General features: G+C 41.4%; 13 protein-coding genes. 5 read left to right on the forward strand and 8 right to left on the reverse strand.

What is annotated here, in order from left to right:
* Positions 1–5: 5 nt before the first annotated feature.
* Both GPM24_RS15235 and GPM24_RS15240 read right to left on the reverse strand, forming a co-directional pair.
* Entirely contained in the window at positions 6–3,383 is a 3,378-nt protein-coding gene (locus GPM24_RS15235; RefSeq protein ID WP_158827708.1) for a TonB-dependent receptor, read from the reverse strand.
* Between the two features lie 312 nt (positions 3,384–3,695).
* Positions 3,696–4,850: a FecR family protein gene (locus tag GPM24_RS15240; RefSeq protein ID WP_158827709.1), complete on the reverse strand. Its 1,155-nt coding sequence runs from the start codon at positions 4,848–4,850 to the stop codon at positions 3,696–3,698.
* A 166-nt stretch (positions 4,851–5,016) separates the two neighbouring features.
* Between GPM24_RS15240 and GPM24_RS15245 the strand changes: the two genes are divergently transcribed.
* Positions 5,017–5,655, forward strand: coding sequence for a sigma-70 family RNA polymerase sigma factor (locus GPM24_RS15245; protein WP_158827710.1), 639 nt, complete (start codon positions 5,017–5,019; stop codon positions 5,653–5,655).
* Positions 5,656–5,860: 205 nt separating this feature from the next.
* Here GPM24_RS15245 and GPM24_RS15250 read toward each other — a convergent pair whose 3' ends face one another.
* Genes GPM24_RS15250 through GPM24_RS15260 form a run of 3 tightly spaced genes read right to left on the reverse strand, consistent with a single transcriptional unit; the run spans position 5,861 to position 7,616 of the window.
* The gene (locus GPM24_RS15250) at positions 5,861–6,637 is read right to left on the reverse strand and encodes an SDR family oxidoreductase (RefSeq protein WP_158827711.1); all 777 of its coding nucleotides are present in this window, start codon (positions 6,635–6,637) and stop codon (positions 5,861–5,863) included.
* Between the two features lie 50 nt (positions 6,638–6,687).
* Positions 6,688–7,266: a TetR/AcrR family transcriptional regulator gene (locus GPM24_RS15255; protein ID WP_158827712.1), complete on the reverse strand. Its 579-nt coding sequence runs from the start codon at positions 7,264–7,266 to the stop codon at positions 6,688–6,690.
* 50 nt (positions 7,267–7,316) lie between these two features.
* Positions 7,317–7,616 carry a hypothetical protein gene (locus GPM24_RS15260; protein ID WP_158827714.1) on the reverse strand — a complete coding sequence of 100 codons (300 nt, stop codon included), beginning with the start codon at positions 7,614–7,616 and terminating at the stop codon, positions 7,317–7,319.
* Between the two features lie 262 nt (positions 7,617–7,878).
* Between GPM24_RS15260 and katG the strand changes: the two genes are divergently transcribed.
* Positions 7,879–10,143, forward strand: coding sequence for a catalase/peroxidase HPI (gene katG, locus GPM24_RS15265; RefSeq protein ID WP_158827716.1), 2,265 nt, complete (start codon positions 7,879–7,881; stop codon positions 10,141–10,143).
* 366 nt (positions 10,144–10,509) lie between these two features.
* Positions 10,510–11,742 (forward strand): glycoside hydrolase family 76 protein, encoded by a 1,233-nt coding sequence (locus GPM24_RS15270; protein WP_199269772.1) that lies wholly within the window; start codon positions 10,510–10,512, stop codon positions 11,740–11,742.
* A gap of 97 nt (positions 11,743–11,839) precedes the next feature.
* On the opposite strand, the gene GPM24_RS15275 is transcribed toward GPM24_RS15270, so the two are convergent.
* Both GPM24_RS15275 and GPM24_RS15280 read right to left on the reverse strand, forming a co-directional pair.
* Entirely contained in the window at positions 11,840–12,697 is an 858-nt protein-coding gene (locus GPM24_RS15275; RefSeq protein WP_158827718.1) for an oxidoreductase, read from the reverse strand.
* Between the two features lie 103 nt (positions 12,698–12,800).
* Positions 12,801–13,826, reverse strand: coding sequence for an LLM class flavin-dependent oxidoreductase (locus GPM24_RS15280; RefSeq protein WP_158827720.1), 1,026 nt, complete (start codon positions 13,824–13,826; stop codon positions 12,801–12,803).
* Positions 13,827–14,413: 587 nt separating this feature from the next.
* On the opposite strand from GPM24_RS15280, the gene GPM24_RS15285 reads away from it, so the two are divergent.
* Positions 14,414–16,042 (forward strand): sensor histidine kinase, encoded by a 1,629-nt coding sequence (locus GPM24_RS15285; protein ID WP_158827722.1) that lies wholly within the window; start codon positions 14,414–14,416, stop codon positions 16,040–16,042.
* Positions 16,043–16,280: 238 nt separating this feature from the next.
* Here the strand turns inward: GPM24_RS15285 and GPM24_RS22150 are convergent, their stop codons facing one another.
* Positions 16,281–16,907: a hypothetical protein gene (locus GPM24_RS22150; RefSeq protein ID WP_199269773.1), complete on the reverse strand. Its 627-nt coding sequence runs from the start codon at positions 16,905–16,907 to the stop codon at positions 16,281–16,283.
* Between the two features lie 168 nt (positions 16,908–17,075).
* Between GPM24_RS22150 and GPM24_RS15295 the strand changes: the two genes are divergently transcribed.
* On the forward strand, positions 17,076–18,344 hold the full coding sequence (locus GPM24_RS15295) for an Hsp70 family protein (RefSeq protein WP_158827724.1): 1,269 nt from the start codon (positions 17,076–17,078) through the stop codon (positions 18,342–18,344).
* Positions 18,345–18,421 lie beyond the last annotated feature (77 nt).

Here is an 18,421-nt window from a genome sequence, read left to right on the forward strand (position 1 = left end):
TCAATTTAGAAGGTGAATCTTAAGCCGGCATTTATCACTTTTTGCTGCGGATAGGTACCGGTACCATTGCTGCTTATTTCAGGATCAAAATTGAAGTCTTTCAGCTTGCTCCACGTCAGCAGATTGATACCATTTACAAAAAAGCGAGCATTGTTAACACCTATTTTCTTTAACAATTGTTGTGGCAACGAATAGCCTAATTCTACCGTTTTTAATCGTAGGTAATCTGATGAGTATATCCAAAAAGTAGAAGCTTGTTGGTTATTTACGTTGTCGCTGGCTGAAATTCGCGGGAACATGTAGTTTCCGTCGGGATTTGATGGCACCCAATGATTATCCACTACCTGCACCAATGAGCTGGCAAATCTTGAGAAGGTAAACACACCCGATCCTGACAGCAACGTAGAGCCACCCAGGCTGCCCTGAAACAATACGCTTAAATCAAAACTGCTATAGTGATAGCTTAATGAAACGCCAAACTGCGATTTTGGATTGGCTATTTTATCGGGCAGATATCCCGCATCAAGGCTGGTTATAGAGCCATCTCCATTTAGGTCTTTATATTTGATATCACCTGGTTTGATAACCCCGAAACTTGACTGGGAAGGGCTGTTATCAATATCTTCCTGACTTTTAAATAAGCCCACAGCCGTGTATCCGTATATTTCGTTAATGCTGGTGCCTTTTAGTGCCTGCCATTCACGTCCGGGATAATCTGGTTGTGCAAAAAACAATATTTTGTTACGTGCATAAGAATAATTGATGGTTATACCATAGCCTTGTTTTCTGCTAAAATCATGTCGGTGGGTTAGCGATATCTCATAACCTTTGTTTTCTGTGATACCAGCATTTACGGTAGGTATCTGTGGCAGGCCGATGAAGCCTGGAATTAGCTGAGAAGTTGCCAATATATTGGTTCGGCGTTCTCTGAATATATCTGCTGTTAGCGATAAGCCCCCGCGCCAAAAACTCAAGTCAAACCCCAGATTTAGCTTACGGGCTTTTTCCCAAGTAATAAGCGTATTACCTGCTTGTCCTTCCAGATAGCCGGTATAGCTGTTGCCATTGTTGTTTAAACCAAACGTATAACCATCTCCTGTTACCCAGGTGCTCAAATACAAAAATCTTAATGGGTTGTTAGGGTCCGGCGCAATCTTATCATTACCCACAATACCGTATGAACCCCTGAACTTTAACTGGTCAATAAAGCTTAGCGACGGGTTATCTTTAATAAAGTGTTCGTTAGAAAGCAGCCAGCCTGCCGATACTGCCGGGAAAAATCCGAACCGGTGTCCTTTAGCAAAGTTTTCCGATCCGTTATAACCAAAGTTAAACTCGGCCAGGTATCTGTCGTCATAAGCATAAGCCAAGCGTCCTAAGTAGCCTTGGTATTTGTAAGGCAATCCATTTTTAGCGTTGCCTACACCACCGTCTACATTATTAAAAAAATTTGTTTGATTATAGATGGCCATTGCCTTTACCGAATTTTTGCCAAAATCCCTATCGTAATTAATGTAGGCTTCTAACACGGTACGGCGGCTGCCATTTGCAGCTACCCTGTAATCGAGCGTACCGTTGCCATTGTTTAAGGTAAGATAATGCCCATTGGCAATTAAATCTTGTACGGTATCGTCAACCCCTGGGTTTAACTGGTACTGGTAAGTACTATAAGATAAAGGCCGGGATACATTTCTGTAGTTATCATTGTCAAAAGAAAGCCGCACACGTGTACTTAAGCCCTTGGTTAGCCAACCCCAATCCCATTTAAACCCTGCAGTTGATTGGAGCTGAGTCTGAAAGTTTCTTTGATAACCCGACTGCGTTAAATCTACATAAGGTGATGGGTTAGTATTTGGTGCGCCGCTGGGCGATCCGTCGGGGTTTGTAATAGGATAATACCAGGCCGGCGTTTGTTTTATATCGTTAAATATTTGGGATGCGTTAACGCCGGGATAATTCCGGTCGAACACAATAGCACCCAGGTTTAACTCCATTGACAGCCTTTTGGTAAGCGCTAAATCAATGTTAGATCTGAAGTTATACTTTCTGGTTACTGCTTGTATATCATACTGGCTTATTGTATTCTCATAATTATATAACCCGTTTTGTTGCAAGTACGATAATGATATAAAATATTTTGCTTTATCGCCGCCACCCGAAACGTTTAAGTTTGCTTGTGATAAGTAAGAAAAACGTTTTAACATAGCTTTGGTCCAGTCTACATTAGGGTATAGGTACTCGTATGCCGGGTTGGTGCGGTCCCTGTATTTGTTCAGCATCACGTCAGTGTATGCACTGGTATCTGAAAACCGGCCGTCATTTATTAAACCTTCTTTAAAAAGTTTTCGCCCGGTATAGGAGTCAACATACTTTGGTAGGGCAGTAGGCGATTGCCATCCGTTTTGTGCCGTTACTGAAATACTGGCTGCTGCATTCTTGCCCCGCCTGGTGGTTACTAAAATTACGCCGTTAGCACCTTGAATACCGTATATCGCTGTGGAAGCCGCATCTTTAAGGATACTTACGTTTTCAACTTCATTAGGGTCTAGTCCGCTAAAATCACGCTGTATACCATCCACCAAAATCAGCGGCGCAGCGTTATTAGTGGTACCAAAACCCCGGATATTAAGGTTTGAGCCGTCGGCTCCGGGCTCCCCGCTATTTTGCACCGTTAATAGGCCTGGCAAGCGGCCAGCCAATGCATTACTTAAATTTGCTACCGGGCTTTGTTGCAGTTCTCTGGTACCAACAGCCGCAATAGCGCCGGTAACACGTTCTCTTCTTTGCGTGCCATAACCTACAATTACAACATCGCTTAAGGCGTCTGTGCGCGATAATTGAATCCGATGCAAATCATCCCTTGCAGCAACTTCTCTTGCCTTATAGCCGCTAAAAGAGATAACCAAAATAGCATCATCAGGTACATCACCGATGGTAAATTCTCCTTTTTCGTTAGTTATACCGCCTTTAGTGGTTCCTTTAATTTTTACGGTTGCACCAGGCAACGGCTCACCGGTTTCATCAACAACCACCCCTTTGATAGTAATATTGGGTGGTGCGGTGTGAAAATTGGATATGGGTTTAACGGTAGGTATGCTTTTTATCACAATTATTTTGCCGGCAAACTCATAGGATAATAATTGTCCTTTCAAGCACAGATCGAGTACATCTTTTATATCAGCATCTTTTACATTTATAGATACCGGATGGCTGTTTTTTAAAAGTTTGTTTTTATAAAAAAAAGTGTACCCACTTTGTTTTTTGATCGCTTTGAACAGCCTGTCTAGCGATGCTGCATTCTCGGATAAGGTTATTTTCTGTGCGTATACACCAGCCTTGGCCTGCAGGGCAAAAACTATTGTTAACAGAATAATTAATTTCATTAGCAAAAACGATCTTCGATATATAGAAAGATGTACATAGAAAATTCTACCACGTAAATAAAATTTCATAGTTTCGTTAGGTTTTGGTTAGATAATTAGTGAACGCGAAGGTTTTTCTGAGATCTTTAAGCCAAAACACTGCGCAAGCAGATTCCGCCGGTTGTGTTGGCGCACATCCGGCATTTTTGTTGGCCAAGATTTCAATTGAGGTTAAAAGGTCTGTTTTTTATTCATCATAATTTGTGGGTTTTGGTTTTTAATTGGTTGGTTTAATAAGTAGCATCATTTTTAAAAGCACATGCTAAACACTTTTTATAGCGAAACGATAATAGTTCGTTGACTCACTTTTAAATTGATGTCGTTTAATTTCAAAGCTTTAATTACTTCGTCTAAATCTGCATTTCTGGATATCTCTCCGCTATAGGTGTCATCTGATGGTTGCCCCTGGTACGTTACTTCCACATCATACCATCGGGCTATCTGGCGCATAACGCTTTTGATATCCGCATTTTTAAATACAATGAATCCGTTTTTCCAGGCAATGACATCGTCGGCATCTACCACCGATTTAGATAATTGGTTATTTTTAAACGTGGCCTGTTCATCCGGTTTAATAACTAAGCCATTTTTTTGAGAAGCAGATGATGAAACGCTACCAAAAACTTTTACGCTTCCACTAAGTAAAGTAGTTCTTATAGCGTCTTCATCAGCATAAGCATTGATATTGAAATGTGTACCCAGAACTTGCACTACTTGCCCCTTACTTAACACTTTAAAGGGCTTGGCTTTGTTATGTGCCACTTCAAAGTAAGCTTCACCAGATAATTCCACTATGCGCTCGTTTCCGGAAAAATAAACCGGATAACGAATAGAGGAAGCTGCATTTAGCCAAACTTTGGTTCCATCTGATAATACAAGTTCATACTTGCCGCCCCGTGGCGTTACCATCGTATTAAATATCTTTGCTGCACCAAAACTTTTAGTGCCGTCTTTTTTATAAGTTACACTGGCAGCTTCATCTTTATCTACCAGTATATGGTTCTGTGAAAATAAAGTTCCTTTTTGGGAGTTGTCCAGTGCTATTTGTCTGCCATCCGATAAAATTAGAATGGCTTTATCTATACCATGATTAATAATGTTTTTTCCCGCTGCTAGATGATGAGTGGCATCCTTATTTACGCTTAGGTAATTGATAGAAACTAAAACTCCTCCTACTAATACTATAATTGCTGCTGCTACGCCCCAGTAAAATCTTTTAATGGGTTTTACTTTGTTGTCACGCAGTCTGTTCTGTAAATCTTCCCGCAGCTTTTTTTCTATTGCATCACGGTCGCCAAATTGGGGTGCCCAAGGAATATCCGATAAATCGAAGCCGTCGCAATATTCTTCGAATAGTTTTTGCTCTTCGGGTGTGCAGTTTCCTGCCGTACAGCGTTCGTACAATTCTTTGAGTTCCTGGAAGGTCATAAATATAACTGGTACTTATATAGACAACCAATTCAGGGCAAACTCACATACTTTTTTTATTTTTTTTAGTAAATATTTATTGCTCCACAATTTGCAATTAAATTAATAACTGAAATAAAAAAGTTGTTGTTAATGATATAAAAAGTTACATTTAAATTCCGTTTAAATGAACCAATTTCTGCCCCTAGATGACGAGTTGTTTGCAGCAGTTAAGCTTAATGATAGAAAAGCTTTCAATCTGTTGTATGAACGATATTGGGCATTAATTTACAAAAAAGCTTTCTTGTATTTGCAAGACACCGAAGCCTGCATAAGTATTGTGAATGATATATTTATCAATATCTGGGAAAAGAGAGATGTGCTCAATATCATAAACGTTAAAAATTATCTCACTGCGGCTGCACGTTATCGTGTATATAATTATATCAAGGCTAATAAATCCTTGCGCCTGACTTACATTGACGATTATGAGAAGTTTGAAAGCACAGCAGTTGAATATAACGTTGGAGAGGCTGTGTTTCATGAAAATGACTTAGAACTGCTATTGAATAAGTTACCTGCCCGGTGTAAGGAAATATTTTTGTTAAGCAGGGTAAACCATTTAACCAATGATGAAATTGCCCTTAAGTTGTCTGTTTCCAAACGGACGGTTGAAAATCAACTTTCTTATGCGTTAAGATATCTAAAGCCGCTGCTTAAGCATTATGCGGCGATGATATTACTAGCCGGAATAACTTTTAATTATCTGCATAACAGCAAAATGCTTTTTACAGCCGAACGGCAGTTTAATCAGCGTAAGCATTAAGTTCGTATTAAGCGGAATGCAGATTGGTTAGTTACAATGATATTTTACGTTTCTATTTAGAGTAAATACTCCAATGCCATAATCTGGTATATGTAAAGTGAGTAATGTTATAGCTTTACGTGTCACACACGCTTTCTTATTAAATATTTTAAAAAAATGTAATATAAGAAGAGGAAAGCCTTTTACAGCTTTCCTCTTCTTAATTTTAACTTACAACTGGTAATGAGCCGCCGTCAATAGCGTAAATTGTTCCGGTTAGGTAAGCTGCGGACGGAGAAACGAGGAAGTGCACAAGAGATGCCACCTCTTCGGGTTCAGCCATGCGGCCCATAGGGATGCCTCCGGTTTGTACCATCAGTTGTTTCATGCCTTCTTCTGCCGTAATGCCAGCTGACGCCGCGTAATCATTGATAAATTTTTCCATAGGCGGGGTCTTGGTCGCACCCGGTGCTACCGTCAACACGCGCACACCTTTGTCGGCCAGTTCAGTTGCCAGCGCCTTGCTATAACTATTTAAGGCCGCTTTCGAAACTGCATATGCCAGGTTTAAATTCCATAATGCCTGTTTGGCGGCAACGGAAGAAATATGGATGATAACGCCATTTTCTTGCTCAATCATTTGCGGCAAAAGTGCTTTGTCTAAACGGATTGCAGATAGAAGATTGAGCTGTAACTCTTGTTCCCAATGCGCATCCGTCAGTGTGCTGAACCCGCCACCCGGCGTGGTTAGGCCGCCTACGTTGTTAATGAGAATGTCAATGCCGCCAAAGTTGTCTTTAATTTCTTTTGTCAGTTGCGCTACGTCTGATGGACTGGTTAAATCAGCTGCAATAAAATGATGGGCACTTTCTTCGGGTTGCGTTCTGGCACTAACAATAACTTGTGCGCCTGCCCGGGCTAATTCATCTGCAATAGCTTTGCCTATACCTTTTGTGCCACCGGTTACCAAAGCTTTTTTTCCTTTAAGATCTGTTGTTTCCATGATGTTGTGATTTATTCTGAAACAAATGTTTCAGAATGGGTAAAAAAAATTTATCTTGATAATTGTTTAATAAAGTACTGCGCCATGCGCTTTATTTTAATGGGATCCTTGTGCAGAATGTAGGATTCGTACCAACCCGTCCAGGTGCTATTAAAATAATCGGCCAGTAAAGCCGGGTCTTCATCAGCACGAATTTCGCCCTGTTTCATTGCATTCTGAATCAGGTTGTACAAAAATTGATAAGCCCGGTCACTGTCGGCTTTCAAAATATCCTTAATACGTTGGTCATTTGTAGCTACTTCAAAAGCGCTTTTTACCGCCATACAGCTGTCCTCACCATTAATAATTATGTTCACCGCTTCGTGAATATAATCTACCAGTATCGAAAAAGGAGAACTACTGCTGGCAAGGCGTTTTTCCCAGTCGTGCTTCCGCAAATCGGTGTAATACTGTACACAACGAACAAATAATTCCTGCTTATCGCCAATAGTATTATACAAACTGCTGCTGTTAATCTGCATAGCATCAGTCAGGTCACGCATGGATGTACCGTTATAGCCTTTTTTCCAAAAAACTTCCATTGCTTTTTGAATTGCTGCCGTTTCATTAAACTCTACATTTCTGGCCATGACAATGCAAAGGTACATTAATTTGAAACACGTGTTTCAGATTAATGTCATTATAGTAAAGTGAAACAAAGGATGATGGTAATCAAAAGTACCAGACCAGTAAGGCCATACACAAAAATTTGCAGCCGTTTCGCAAATACATTTTTGGGGGTTGATGCCGTTGATGGATTGCTAGGGAACATTCGGCCTAGTAATAAAGATGATAATCCGACAGCAAATAAATACCCACCAATCCCAATCAATGAAATAGGGTAAGCTATTTTAACATCTGGTTTTAGAATAATTAAAATTATGCCGGCAATAAGCAATATTATGCCAAGTACAACGGATGTGATTTTTATAGTATTCATACGATATCATATGAATACTATAAAAATGATAATTAGTTTGCCATGCTTGATGAGTAGATGTATTAATTTTTAACTAACGGATAATACATTTAGCCATGGCAATTGAACTCAATAGCAAGGTTGCAATTATGTAGCCATAAAATAGGCTTTAGCTATTCCGCATAGAATTAAATGATTGGCAAGGCGCAATTTCTTGCTTTACTTTTACCGCTGTAAAACCTGATTTAACTTCGGTTTCCTTAAATCATTTAAACTTTCAACGATGGATACAAATTCAAATGACATCAGCAAGTGCCCATTTCATAATGGCACCATGAAACACAACACAGCCGGCGGTGGTACCCGTAATAACGATTGGTGGCCCAACCAGCTAAAATTAAATATTCTCAGACAAAATTCGTCTTTGTCTGATCCTATGGATAAAGACTTTAATTATTCAGAAGCTTTTAAAACACTCGATTTAGAAGCTGTTAAGCAAGATCTTCACGCATTGATGACCGACTCGCAGGATTGGTGGCCGGCAGATTTTGGTCATTATGGCGGTTTATTTGTCCGTATGGCATGGCATAGTGCAGGTACTTACCGGGTAACCGACGGTAGGGGCGGTGGCGGTGCTGGCTTACAGCGTTTTGCGCCATTGAACAGCTGGCCGGATAATGTAAGTTTGGATAAAGCCCGCAGATTACTGTGGCCTATTAAACAAAAGTACGGACGTAAAATTTCATGGGCCGATTTAATTATTTTAACCGGTAACGTTGCCTTAGAATCCATGGGCTTTAATACTTTTGGGTTTGCCGGTGGCCGTGAGGATGCTTGGGAAGCAGACGAGTCGGTTTATTGGGGCTCGGAAAGAACCTGGTTGGGTGGCGATGTTCGTTATGCAGATGGATCGGAAGGCGTACCCGGCGGAGGCGTACTGGTATCGGATGATGATGCAGACGGCAAAATTCACAGCCGTAACTTGGAAAAACCGCTTGCAGCGGTACAAATGGGCTTAATCTACGTAAATCCCGAAGGCCCTGACGGTAATCCTGATCCAATAATGGCTGCTAAAGACATCCGTGATACTTTTGGCCGGATGGCTATGAATGATGAGGAAACCGTTGCACTGATTGCCGGCGGGCACAGCTTTGGCAAAACACATGGCGCAGCATCGTCAGACCACGTAGGTAAAGAGCCGGAAGCTGCGGATATGGAATCTCAAGGTTTTGGCTGGAACAACAGTTTTGGATCGGGTAGAGGTGCTGATACCATCACCAGCGGTTTGGAAGTTACCTGGACCACAACTCCAACGCAATGGAGCAATAACTTTTTTGAAAACCTGTTTGGTTTTGAGTGGGAATTGACCACCAGTCCGGGCGGTGCTCACCAGTGGGTTGCTAAAAATGCTGAAGCAATTATTCCTGACGCATTTGATGGCACTAAAAAACATCGCCCTACCATGTTAACCACGGATTTGGCGTTGCGTTTTGACCCAGCTTATGAAAAAATATCCAGACGCTTTCTGGAAGACCATGAAGCATTTTCAGATGCCTTTGCCCGTGCCTGGTTTAAACTAACACACCGTGATATGGGGCCACGCAACCGTTATCTTGGCCCGGAAATTCCGCAGGAAGAATTATTATGGCAAGACATCATTCCTGCTGTCAATCATAATTTGATAGATGAAAGTGATATTGCTACTTTAAAAGCCAATATTTTAAATTCAGGTTTAAGTATCTCCGAGCTGGTTTCAACAGCTTGGGCTTCAGCATCTACATTTCGTGGTTCAGACAAGCGTGGCGGAGCCAATGGTGCACGTATTCATTTGGCCCCTCAGCGTTACTGGCGTGTAAACAACCCGGTACAACTGCAGAAAGTGTTAGGAGTGCTGGAAGGTATTCAAAACGAGTTTAACGGTGCGCAAGTTGACGGCAAAAAAGTGTCGTTGGCCGATTTGATAGTATTGGCAGGTAACGCTGCTGTTGAACAAGCTGCTGCTGTTGCCGGACATACTATTCAAGTGCCGTTTAATCCTGGCCGTATGGATGCTTCGCAAGAGCAAACTGATGTGGAATCATTTGGCTATCTGGAGCCGTTAGCTGACGGTTTCCGTAACTATCGCAAAGCAGGGCTTCGGGTATCAACCGAAGAACTTTTAGTGGATAAAGCGCATTTATTGACGCTCACTGCACCAGAACTTACTGTGCTAATGGGCGGCTTAAAGGCTATTAACATTAACTATGATGGCTCAACTCATGGTGTATTTACCTCACGCCCTGGGCAGTTAACCACTGATTTTTTTGTGAACCTGCTTGATATGCGCACCGCCTGGAAAGCAGCATCAGCAGACCGGGAAATTTATGAAGGCAGTGACCGTACTACAGGTGAACCCAAATGGACTGCTACCCGTGCCGACCTGGTTTTCGGTTCGCATGCCGAACTGCGGGCTGTTGCAGAAGTTTATGCAAGTGCCGATGGCGAGCAGAAATTTTTGAATGATTTTATATCTGTTTGGAATAAAGTGATGAACCTAGATAGATTTTAATTTAATTCCACTTAGCTAGATAATGAAAAACGAAAGGGCTTACACCAGTAAGCCCTTTTTTTATGATCATTTAAGAATATACCATAAAGGTCATCCACAGAAATTATATGCTTGCATCTCTTCTCATAAAAGCTCGTTTTGTTCGGCTTTTAATGATAAGCATTCGGTCCAAACGCCCCTGACTTTTTAGCTTCTCAAATTGCAATTAAATAAATTCAATTATTATAAGTTATTTTTTTGCAACTGCTATAACCTTTTAGCAAATTTGTTTGTTACACAATACAACCAATAACACCGTCTGACTATCAGACAACAAAAGCCCCCTCAGGCAAAAAACCTTTTTAACCAATTTACTGACTTAAAATTATGAGAAACGAAAACACAATTTTTTTTGGGCAATCTAAATTGTTCGCTACGCAGTTACATGGCTGCAAAAAGCTATTAGCTATTACTGCTTTAGCACTCGGCACAGTGTTCACCGGGTGTAAAAAAGATCAGATGGACAGTAGTACAGCAATATCTGGTACAACGGCTGCTACGAATAAATTTTCTACACTGGCAACTCCAGCTTTACCTACTAAAGCTGAAGCTTTACTGGCCATGCAGGTTTACAACAATCATTTTTACAACCAGTACGGCACATACGGGCCATCTTATAAAGCTTACTACTGGAAAGATGATAACCATACCGGCCGGATGGATTTTTGGACCCAGCAGGAAGCTATCGAAATGCTTATAGACGCTTATAATATTAACCCCAGTGCCGACCTAAAAAATAAAATCTCTTATCTGTACAATGGTGTTAGGGATGGCTACGGTTTGCTTTGGACAAATAATAAATTTAATGACGATGTGGTATGGGGTTCGTTGATGTGCGTTAGAGCTTATAAAATTACCAATGACGGTGGTATGTTGGATATGGCCAAAAATAATTTTAACATGATGTGGAACCGTGCCTGGGATACGCAATCGTTAGGTGGCGGTTTGTGGTGGACTACCGATAATCAAACCAAAAACACCTGTGTAAACGCACCGGCAGTTATATGTGCCATGCTGCTATACCAAGCAACCGGTGATGCCACTTACAAAACTAAAGCCAAGCAAATTATGGATTGGATGGTTACCAAACTTTATGATGCCAATACAGGTGAGGTAAAAGGTGCCATTAACAAGGCGGGCACCATTACCGAAGGGGCACTGTCTTACACACAAGGAACTTTTATAGGTGCGTGTGATTTGCTGCGGGCCGATTATCCGTCGGTTAATTACCTGGCTATGGGTTCAAAAGCAATGGATTATGCGCGCAGCAGCATGTGCAATTCATCTGGCGGAATTTTGAAAGACGAAAACGACGTTGCCGACACCCAAGGTATGAAAAGTATTTTTGCACGTTGGGCTTGCCTTTTTGTAAAGAATACCGGCACGGCAGGCAACTACGGCGCTTGGCTGGATGCTAATGCTGCACAGGCATGGTCTATCCGCAATTCACAAGGGTTGATGTGGAATATATGGGGGACCCGCACACCCGAAAGTGTACGCAATGCTTTTGAAACTACCTGCGGCGTAGCTATGGTTAACGGCATTTACTATTACCGGTAGTGATATAATCTGTTATTAAAATACAGCGAATCTCGTACCGATTATAAAAGCTATAAAAGCCACTTGTTCAAGTGGCTTTTATAGCTTTTAGCATTAATTATCCCTCATTGTCCGGATAATCCGCACCTAAAGAAAGTTCTTTCCAGTCGGTAAAATTCTTTTGCAGCATATCAAGTTTTTCCACAGCCATATCATATGCTATTTTACCTAGCAGTAAACGCAGGTGTGGTGTGCCATTTTCTACTGCCGTAATTATCGCCTCACAACCTCTAATGGGATCGCCTTTTTGCTTGCCGCTACCCGAAAGGCTGGTCTCCATGCGTTTGCCAACGGTATCTTTATAATCGTCAAACTGGGTAGGCGTATCTATTCTGGAACGGCCTGCCCAATCGGTACGGAAAGGACCGGGTTCTACAATAAGCACTTTGATACCCAATGGGGCCACTTCCTGTTGTAAAGACTCGGACAAGCCTTCTAAGGCAAACTTAGTAGCATGGTAGTAGCCGGTTGAAGTAAAACTTCTTAAACCACCAATGGAGGAGAAGTTAACAATAGTACCGCTACGCCGGCTGCGCATGCCCGGCAACACTTCCTGAATCAGACGCACCAAGCCAAAAAAATTAGTTTCAAACTGCTGCCGGATTTTATCTTCTTCGCCTTCTTCGATGCTGGTAAAATAACCGTAACCGGCGTTGTTTACCAGTACATCAATCTTTCCAAACCGGCTTTGCGCTTCGGCTACCGCAGATTGGACCTGGGCAGTGTCGGTTACATCCAAAGGTAAAACTAAGGTGCTTTCTGCAAAACCCTCGGCCAAATCTTTTACCTTATCTTTATCACGTGCGGTGATGACTGCATTCCAGCCTCTTTGCAATACCAGTTTTACTAATTCCCTGCCAAAGCCAGTGGAACAACCGGTAATGAACCATACCGGTTTATCTGTTGATGTTGTCATGATACATATACAGTTGGCTTAATCAAATGTTGCAAAGTGTAGCTTTTCTAACAAGCTGTTTACAATTTAGCGCCAGTGTCACTTTCTCGGCTTCGTTAAAAAATTATTCACTATCATCAAATTCGTTATTAATCTCACTCATAACTTCAGCAAACAATTTGATGGATTTGATGCGGTCTTCAATAGCGTAGGTAGTGGATACTACGATGAGCTCGTTCAGTTGTGTCTCTTTTAAAAATGTTTTTACCTGTGCCTTAACCTTTTGCTTACTACCAACAAACGAGTATTTGAGCATCTGGTGTACAGAAGGATGTTTTAAAATGTCTCTCAAATCGTCAGTCATGTCGGTAGGCGGGTGCAGGGCCTGTGTATTTCCGGTTAACACGCCTACAAACATTCTAATTAAGGTGGTAAATAATCTTTCGGCTTCTTCATCGGTATCGGCAACAAATACATTTATACCGGCCATAGTATACGGCTGATTCAAAGATTCTGACGGCTGAAATTCCTTTCGATAGATTTTTAAAGCCTCTAATAAATGAGTAGTTGCAAAGTGGCTGGCAAACGCATAAGGTAACCCCTTGGATGCTGATAAATGCGCACTGTCTGTACTGGATCCTAATATGTATAAGGGCACGTTTGTGCCTTCGGCAATGGCTGCCCTCACTTTAGAACTTTGATTTGCTACAGAAAAGTAGTTTTCAATTTTATTAACTTCTTGCGGAAAAGACTGTGCCGCCCGCATAAAATCTGACCGGATAGCCTGGGCCGTATCCATATCAGTGCCAGGTGCCCTGCCCAAACCCAAATCAATGCGGCCGGGATATAAGTGAGCCAGGGTGCCAAATTGTTCTGCTACTACCAACGGCGAGTGGTTAGGAAGCATTATACCGCCCGAGCCAACCCTTATACTATGCGTATTATCTGCCACATAGCCAATAAGCAATGATGGCGCATTGCTGCCGATATAAGCAGAATTGTGATGCTCTGCAAACCAATAGCGTTTGTAACCTAAAGATTCTGCTTCTTTGGCTAAAGCCAGCGAATTATTCAGCGTTTGTTTAATTGTGCTTCCTTGCGGAACAAGTGCCAGTTCTAATATGGAATAAGCTATATTTTCTTTTTTCACGTTGATTGTAAGATATGGTCAATTGGCAAGCCGGAAATAGTCCAGCTTGCCAAACAAGGCTTTAAACCTCATCAATACAAATTTAGCAACCTTCTTCTCGCTCCGTCCAAGCGAAGCGTTATCTCAGTGTAATAAAATGAATTGCATACCTACTAAGCCCCGGTGCAAATAGTAGCGAAGCGAAGTATTTAAGGTTTCCTGCTTTATAGTTTTCCAATCATGCAATAATAAAAATCAGCTATCAGCCATGTAAGGCAATTCGCCAGTTAGTAGTAATTTAAATAATCTTGTCTAGATAAACACATGGAACCAGTTCTGTAGGGCATTAAAACCGAAGTTTAGTCAAAGGCTCAACTGTGTAAGGCCGCGCTAAATTTAAAATTGAAGTGTATCATCCGGGGCCGAAAAAGCGTGCACTTCAATTTTTCTTACCCCAACAAGGAGTAAACGATAATTCTGCGTAACATTTGCTGAATTTCTCAAGTATAATTGCCTGCTACGAAAACACTTCAACCGTTTCAAAATATGCTGTGGGCTAGAAATGAGAGATATTTTAAGTTACCGGTGAAGTTAATTTGCAGATGCTTATGCTAGATATCCCCGTTTCTCGTGCTCATAATGTCGACAAAGCGCATACCCCTTTATGTGGTTCTGGTTGTAACCATACATTAAATTCTGCCTCCGACACAAATCGTCCAATTGCAGATTTTTTCAGTAAGCTTTTTGATACTGGCGATTTTCCGGCTCGATGGCATTGTGGTAACTGGACAGATTTTCATGGCTGGTTGTATATCCTATCAGATGTTGCGATCTGGCTAGCTTATTTTACCATCCCGGTTCTGTTATTGCGTATCATGATCAAGCGAAAAGATGTAGCTTTTAACGGCGTGATTTACCTTTTTTTGGCGTTTGTGCTTCTGTGCGGTTTAACGCATTTGATAGATGCGGTTATATTTTGGTGGCCAGCCTACCGGTTAAGTGCATTGTTGCGCCTCGCTACTGCCATCGTTTCCATCATTGCAGCTTACGCGTTAAGCCGTTCATTTCCTGCACTGCTAGGACTCCGATCGGTCAGAGAATTAAAACGGGAAATCGGTAAGCGAAAAAGAACAGAAGAGCGTTTGTCTGATAGCGAGTTTTTGTTATCGGAAGCGGGTCGGATTGCCCGAGTGGGCGGATGGGAATATGATCTTGTAACACGTAAGTACAGCTTATCTAAAACCGTTTATGAGATTTTAGAGATTCCGGCCGATTTCGACATTTATCAATACCATCCATTGTCTTACTACCCGGATCCGTTCCGCGGTCTTTTAGAAAAGGCCGCATTAGACGCTATTAAAACAGGAACCAAGTGGGATATAGAAACACTCGCCATAACTACAAACAATAATAGCTTGTGGGTTCGACATATTGGAGAGCCTGTGTTTAATCAACAAGGGGAGGTTGTTAAAATTCGGGGAACACTAACCGATATCGACCAATACAAAAAGCACGAATTGGAATTAAGCCGGTTGCTAAAATCAACACAAGAAAAATCCGAACAGTTGAAAAAATTCAGCTATGTATTATCACATAACATTCGCAATCATACCAGTAATTTGGCTGCTCTAGCTGATTTAGCCGAAGTGGATAATTTAGATGAAGACAACAAAGAAGTTATATTAAAAAGCAAGCAGGTTACGGGCACGCTAACAAAAACCTTGGACGACTTGGCTGAAGTTATAGAGGCTCAGCATACCAGTGTAGTTGAAGAAGTAGTTAACTTTGAAAGTGTAGCAGCAAAGGTATTGGATGGGCTGTCGTTAGCAATCAGTCAGGCTAATGCGCAAATATCGTTGTCTTTTGCGGTACCGGAAGTTCGCTTTTCTACCTTGTATCTGGATAGTGTTCTTAAACATTTACTGTCTAACGCCATTCGCTACCGTAATCCGGCGAGGGTTCTAAATATAGAACTGAAATCTTTTTTGAATGATACCGGTCAAACAGTGCTGGAGTGTCGTGATAACGGATTGGGCATTAACCTTAATCAGAACGGTGCAAAGCTATTTAACCTGTATGCTACTTTTCATCCCTCTCTGAGCGCCAGAGGCGTTGGTTTGTTTTTGATCAAAGCACAAATAGAGTCGCAGGGCGGAGAAATTACTGTTAGAAGTAAGCTTGGTGAAGGAACTGTTTTTCAGGCGCTTTTTGGCGAAAAGGATGTATTAAATCCTTAAAACAGAGGAGTGGCACAGGCTAAAGTGAGCTTATTTGATGATTGAAATTTAAGGTTTTTTATTGGCATACCACTGAATTTAAAAGGCAAGCCAATAACTTACTTAAATCTTGTTAAGGGCAATGTTGAATCCGTTTTATTTTGGGTAATTATTGCTTAGCGTAAACTTTGGGAATTTCTTCTCTTGATTAAGCCAACGGACTGAAGCAGCTTATAGCTACCCCTGCACTGACCTAAGGTTAAAGCTCACGGTAATAAAACGCTTCTAAAAACTTTACATAACCTGCACCGTCAGCTTTGTTCGGTTTAAATTCTTTGATAACGCCGCCAAGTTGCAGTTTGGTTTCCGGAAGCTTTTCTTTGCCATGGGTATGGGCCACAAAAAATGTATCTGATGTTTGTTCATCATAAATTTCGTAAACATCATAGCGGTCAATGATCGGTATCATTGACATGGTCATTACACTTCCGGCAAATATGGGAATCATAATAAATCCTTTAAATTCACTTTTAGCATCAATGCGCCTGGGAACGCCGGTCATTACGGCACTGGACGATACTTCGGCTTGGGTCGCTGCTTGTGCAGGGGTAAGAAATATCGGATAATATTGTTCAAACGCCGTCTTTAATTCGGGCGAAAGTGAGTAAAGCACCTGTTCGCGGGCAACTGGAGTTAAGTCTAGTACCGACATGGATAAAAAAACCGACATCTGTTGCTTGTCGGCATATACGCCCGCTACTTTACCAAGCTCTGCTTTTGTAACGATGCCATCATTTGCCTTGGTAGCTAGATTAAAAAAATGTCCGCCATTGTCTAATATAACCAGGGCATCATCTGTACTTTTAAAGGGAACTATTTGCTGCATGAGTTGGATTTGTCAGCGTAATTTAGAAAAGTTTCGGCACATTCGGTCAGCTTAAGCTTTTGTACGAATAGTTGATTTTGCAATTATCCTTTATTCATTTTATTCTTAAGCTAATTTTAACTACTTTCGCCGCCCTTTAAAAATTTAAGGTTGTTGCAAACACGGTATATGGATAAGTTTTTATACGGAATTGATTTCGGTACTACCAACTCGGCTTTGGCTATTTACAACGAAGAATCTAGGGAAATTGCGCATACCATCATTATCCCTTCGCTTATTTACTTTTATGAACAGCGCAATTCGGACGGTACGCCCAATTTTGTTGTAGGTGAAGAAGCCATCTCGGCTTATTTGAATGAGGGTATGAAAGGGCGCTTCATCAAGTCGGTTAAACAAGTTTTATCACGATCTAGCTTTACAGAAACCCGTATTCAAAACAAAAGGTATACCGCAGCCGATTTGGTGGCTATTATTTTGAAGGAGTTGAAAGGCAGGGCGGATAGTTTAATTGGGGAAAACTGTCAAAAAGCAATCATTGGCAGACCTGTTTTTTTTGACGATGATAATGTGCAGAAGGATACATTGGCACAAACTCGCCTAAGCAAGGCTGCCGAACTTGCCGGTTTCAACGAAGTTCGCTTTCAGTTTGAACCCATCGGCGCTGCCTTTGCTTATGAAAGAACCTTAAGTAAAAAAGAAAACGTATTGGTGGCCGATTTGGGCGGCGGTACAACAGATTTTACTTACTTAGTGCTAAATCCGGAGAAGGCCAATAGCAAAAACCGCAAAAGTGACATGATGGCTACAGGTGGCATTTATATTGGCGGCGACAGTTTGGATGCAGCGTTTATGTGGGAGCGTGGGACGCCTTACTTTGGCAAGCATACACAGTATGAGGCTACATCGGGTAAGCGGCTAACGGTACCCAAATCACTGTTTGCCAACATATGCTCGTGGGAACAAATGAACTTTTTTAACGGGCCGCGTATCAAAAAGGATATTGAAGACTACTACTATTTTTCGGGTAAAAACCGAAAGTTTAAAAACCTGCTTACGCTTATTGAAAATAACTTAGGCTATTCGGTATTCAGATCCATCGAAAATACAAAGATCACGCTCTCGGGTGCAAACATGGCCCGGTTCAGTTATCAGGAAATGGACATTGAAATAGATGAGGAAATATCTTTGCCGGATTATGAGCAGATCATCGCTAAAGATGTAAACCGAATTGCCAACTACCTAGATCAGTTCCTGTTACAACACCATATAGAACCTACAAACATCGACAGTCTTTTTCTGACTGGCGGTACATCTTTGGTGGGTAGTATCCAAAAGTTATTTAAGGAGCGGTTTCCGCATGTGAACCTGAATTCGGGCGATAATTTTAAAAGTGTAGCGACAGGATTGGCCTACAGCGGTTACCTGTTTGAAAAGTAAAAAGGTTGTTTAGATCTCACATTTCATTTATCTGTTCAAATTTTAAAAATTAAGGTATAAATGATATCGTCAAGCTT

The sequence above is a fragment of the Mucilaginibacter lacusdianchii genome, from assembly GCF_009770985.1.
Lineage (GTDB): Bacteria > Bacteroidota > Bacteroidia > Sphingobacteriales > Sphingobacteriaceae > Mucilaginibacter > Mucilaginibacter lacusdianchii.

Excerpts from the sequence above, each read along its gene's own strand:
- katG (WP_158827716.1), top strand. The coding sequence starts at position 7,879 with ATGGATACAAATTCAAATGACATCAGCAAGTGCCCATTTCATAATGGC.
- GPM24_RS15245 (WP_158827710.1), top strand. The coding sequence starts at position 5,017 with ATGAACCAATTTCTGCCCCTAGATGACGAGTTGTTTGCAGCAGTTAAG.
- GPM24_RS15275 (WP_158827718.1), bottom strand. The coding sequence starts at position 12,697 with ATGACAACATCAACAGATAAACCGGTATGGTTCATTACCGGTTGTTCC.
- GPM24_RS15260 (WP_158827714.1), bottom strand. The coding sequence starts at position 7,616 with ATGAATACTATAAAAATCACATCCGTTGTACTTGGCATAATATTGCTT.
- GPM24_RS15250 (WP_158827711.1), bottom strand. The coding sequence starts at position 6,637 with ATGGAAACAACAGATCTTAAAGGAAAAAAAGCTTTGGTAACCGGTGGC.
- GPM24_RS22150 (WP_199269773.1), bottom strand. The coding sequence starts at position 16,907 with ATGCAGCAAATAGTTCCCTTTAAAAGTACAGATGATGCCCTGGTTATA.
- GPM24_RS15235 (WP_158827708.1), bottom strand. The coding sequence starts at position 3,383 with ATGAAATTAATTATTCTGTTAACAATAGTTTTTGCCCTGCAGGCCAAG.
- GPM24_RS15285 (WP_158827722.1), top strand. The coding sequence starts at position 14,414 with ATGCTAGATATCCCCGTTTCTCGTGCTCATAATGTCGACAAAGCGCAT.
- GPM24_RS15270 (WP_199269772.1), top strand. The coding sequence starts at position 10,510 with ATGAGAAACGAAAACACAATTTTTTTTGGGCAATCTAAATTGTTCGCT.
- GPM24_RS15295 (WP_158827724.1), top strand. The coding sequence starts at position 17,076 with ATGGATAAGTTTTTATACGGAATTGATTTCGGTACTACCAACTCGGCT.
- GPM24_RS15255 (WP_158827712.1), bottom strand. The coding sequence starts at position 7,266 with ATGGCCAGAAATGTAGAGTTTAATGAAACGGCAGCAATTCAAAAAGCA.
- GPM24_RS15240 (WP_158827709.1), bottom strand. The coding sequence starts at position 4,850 with ATGACCTTCCAGGAACTCAAAGAATTGTACGAACGCTGTACGGCAGGA.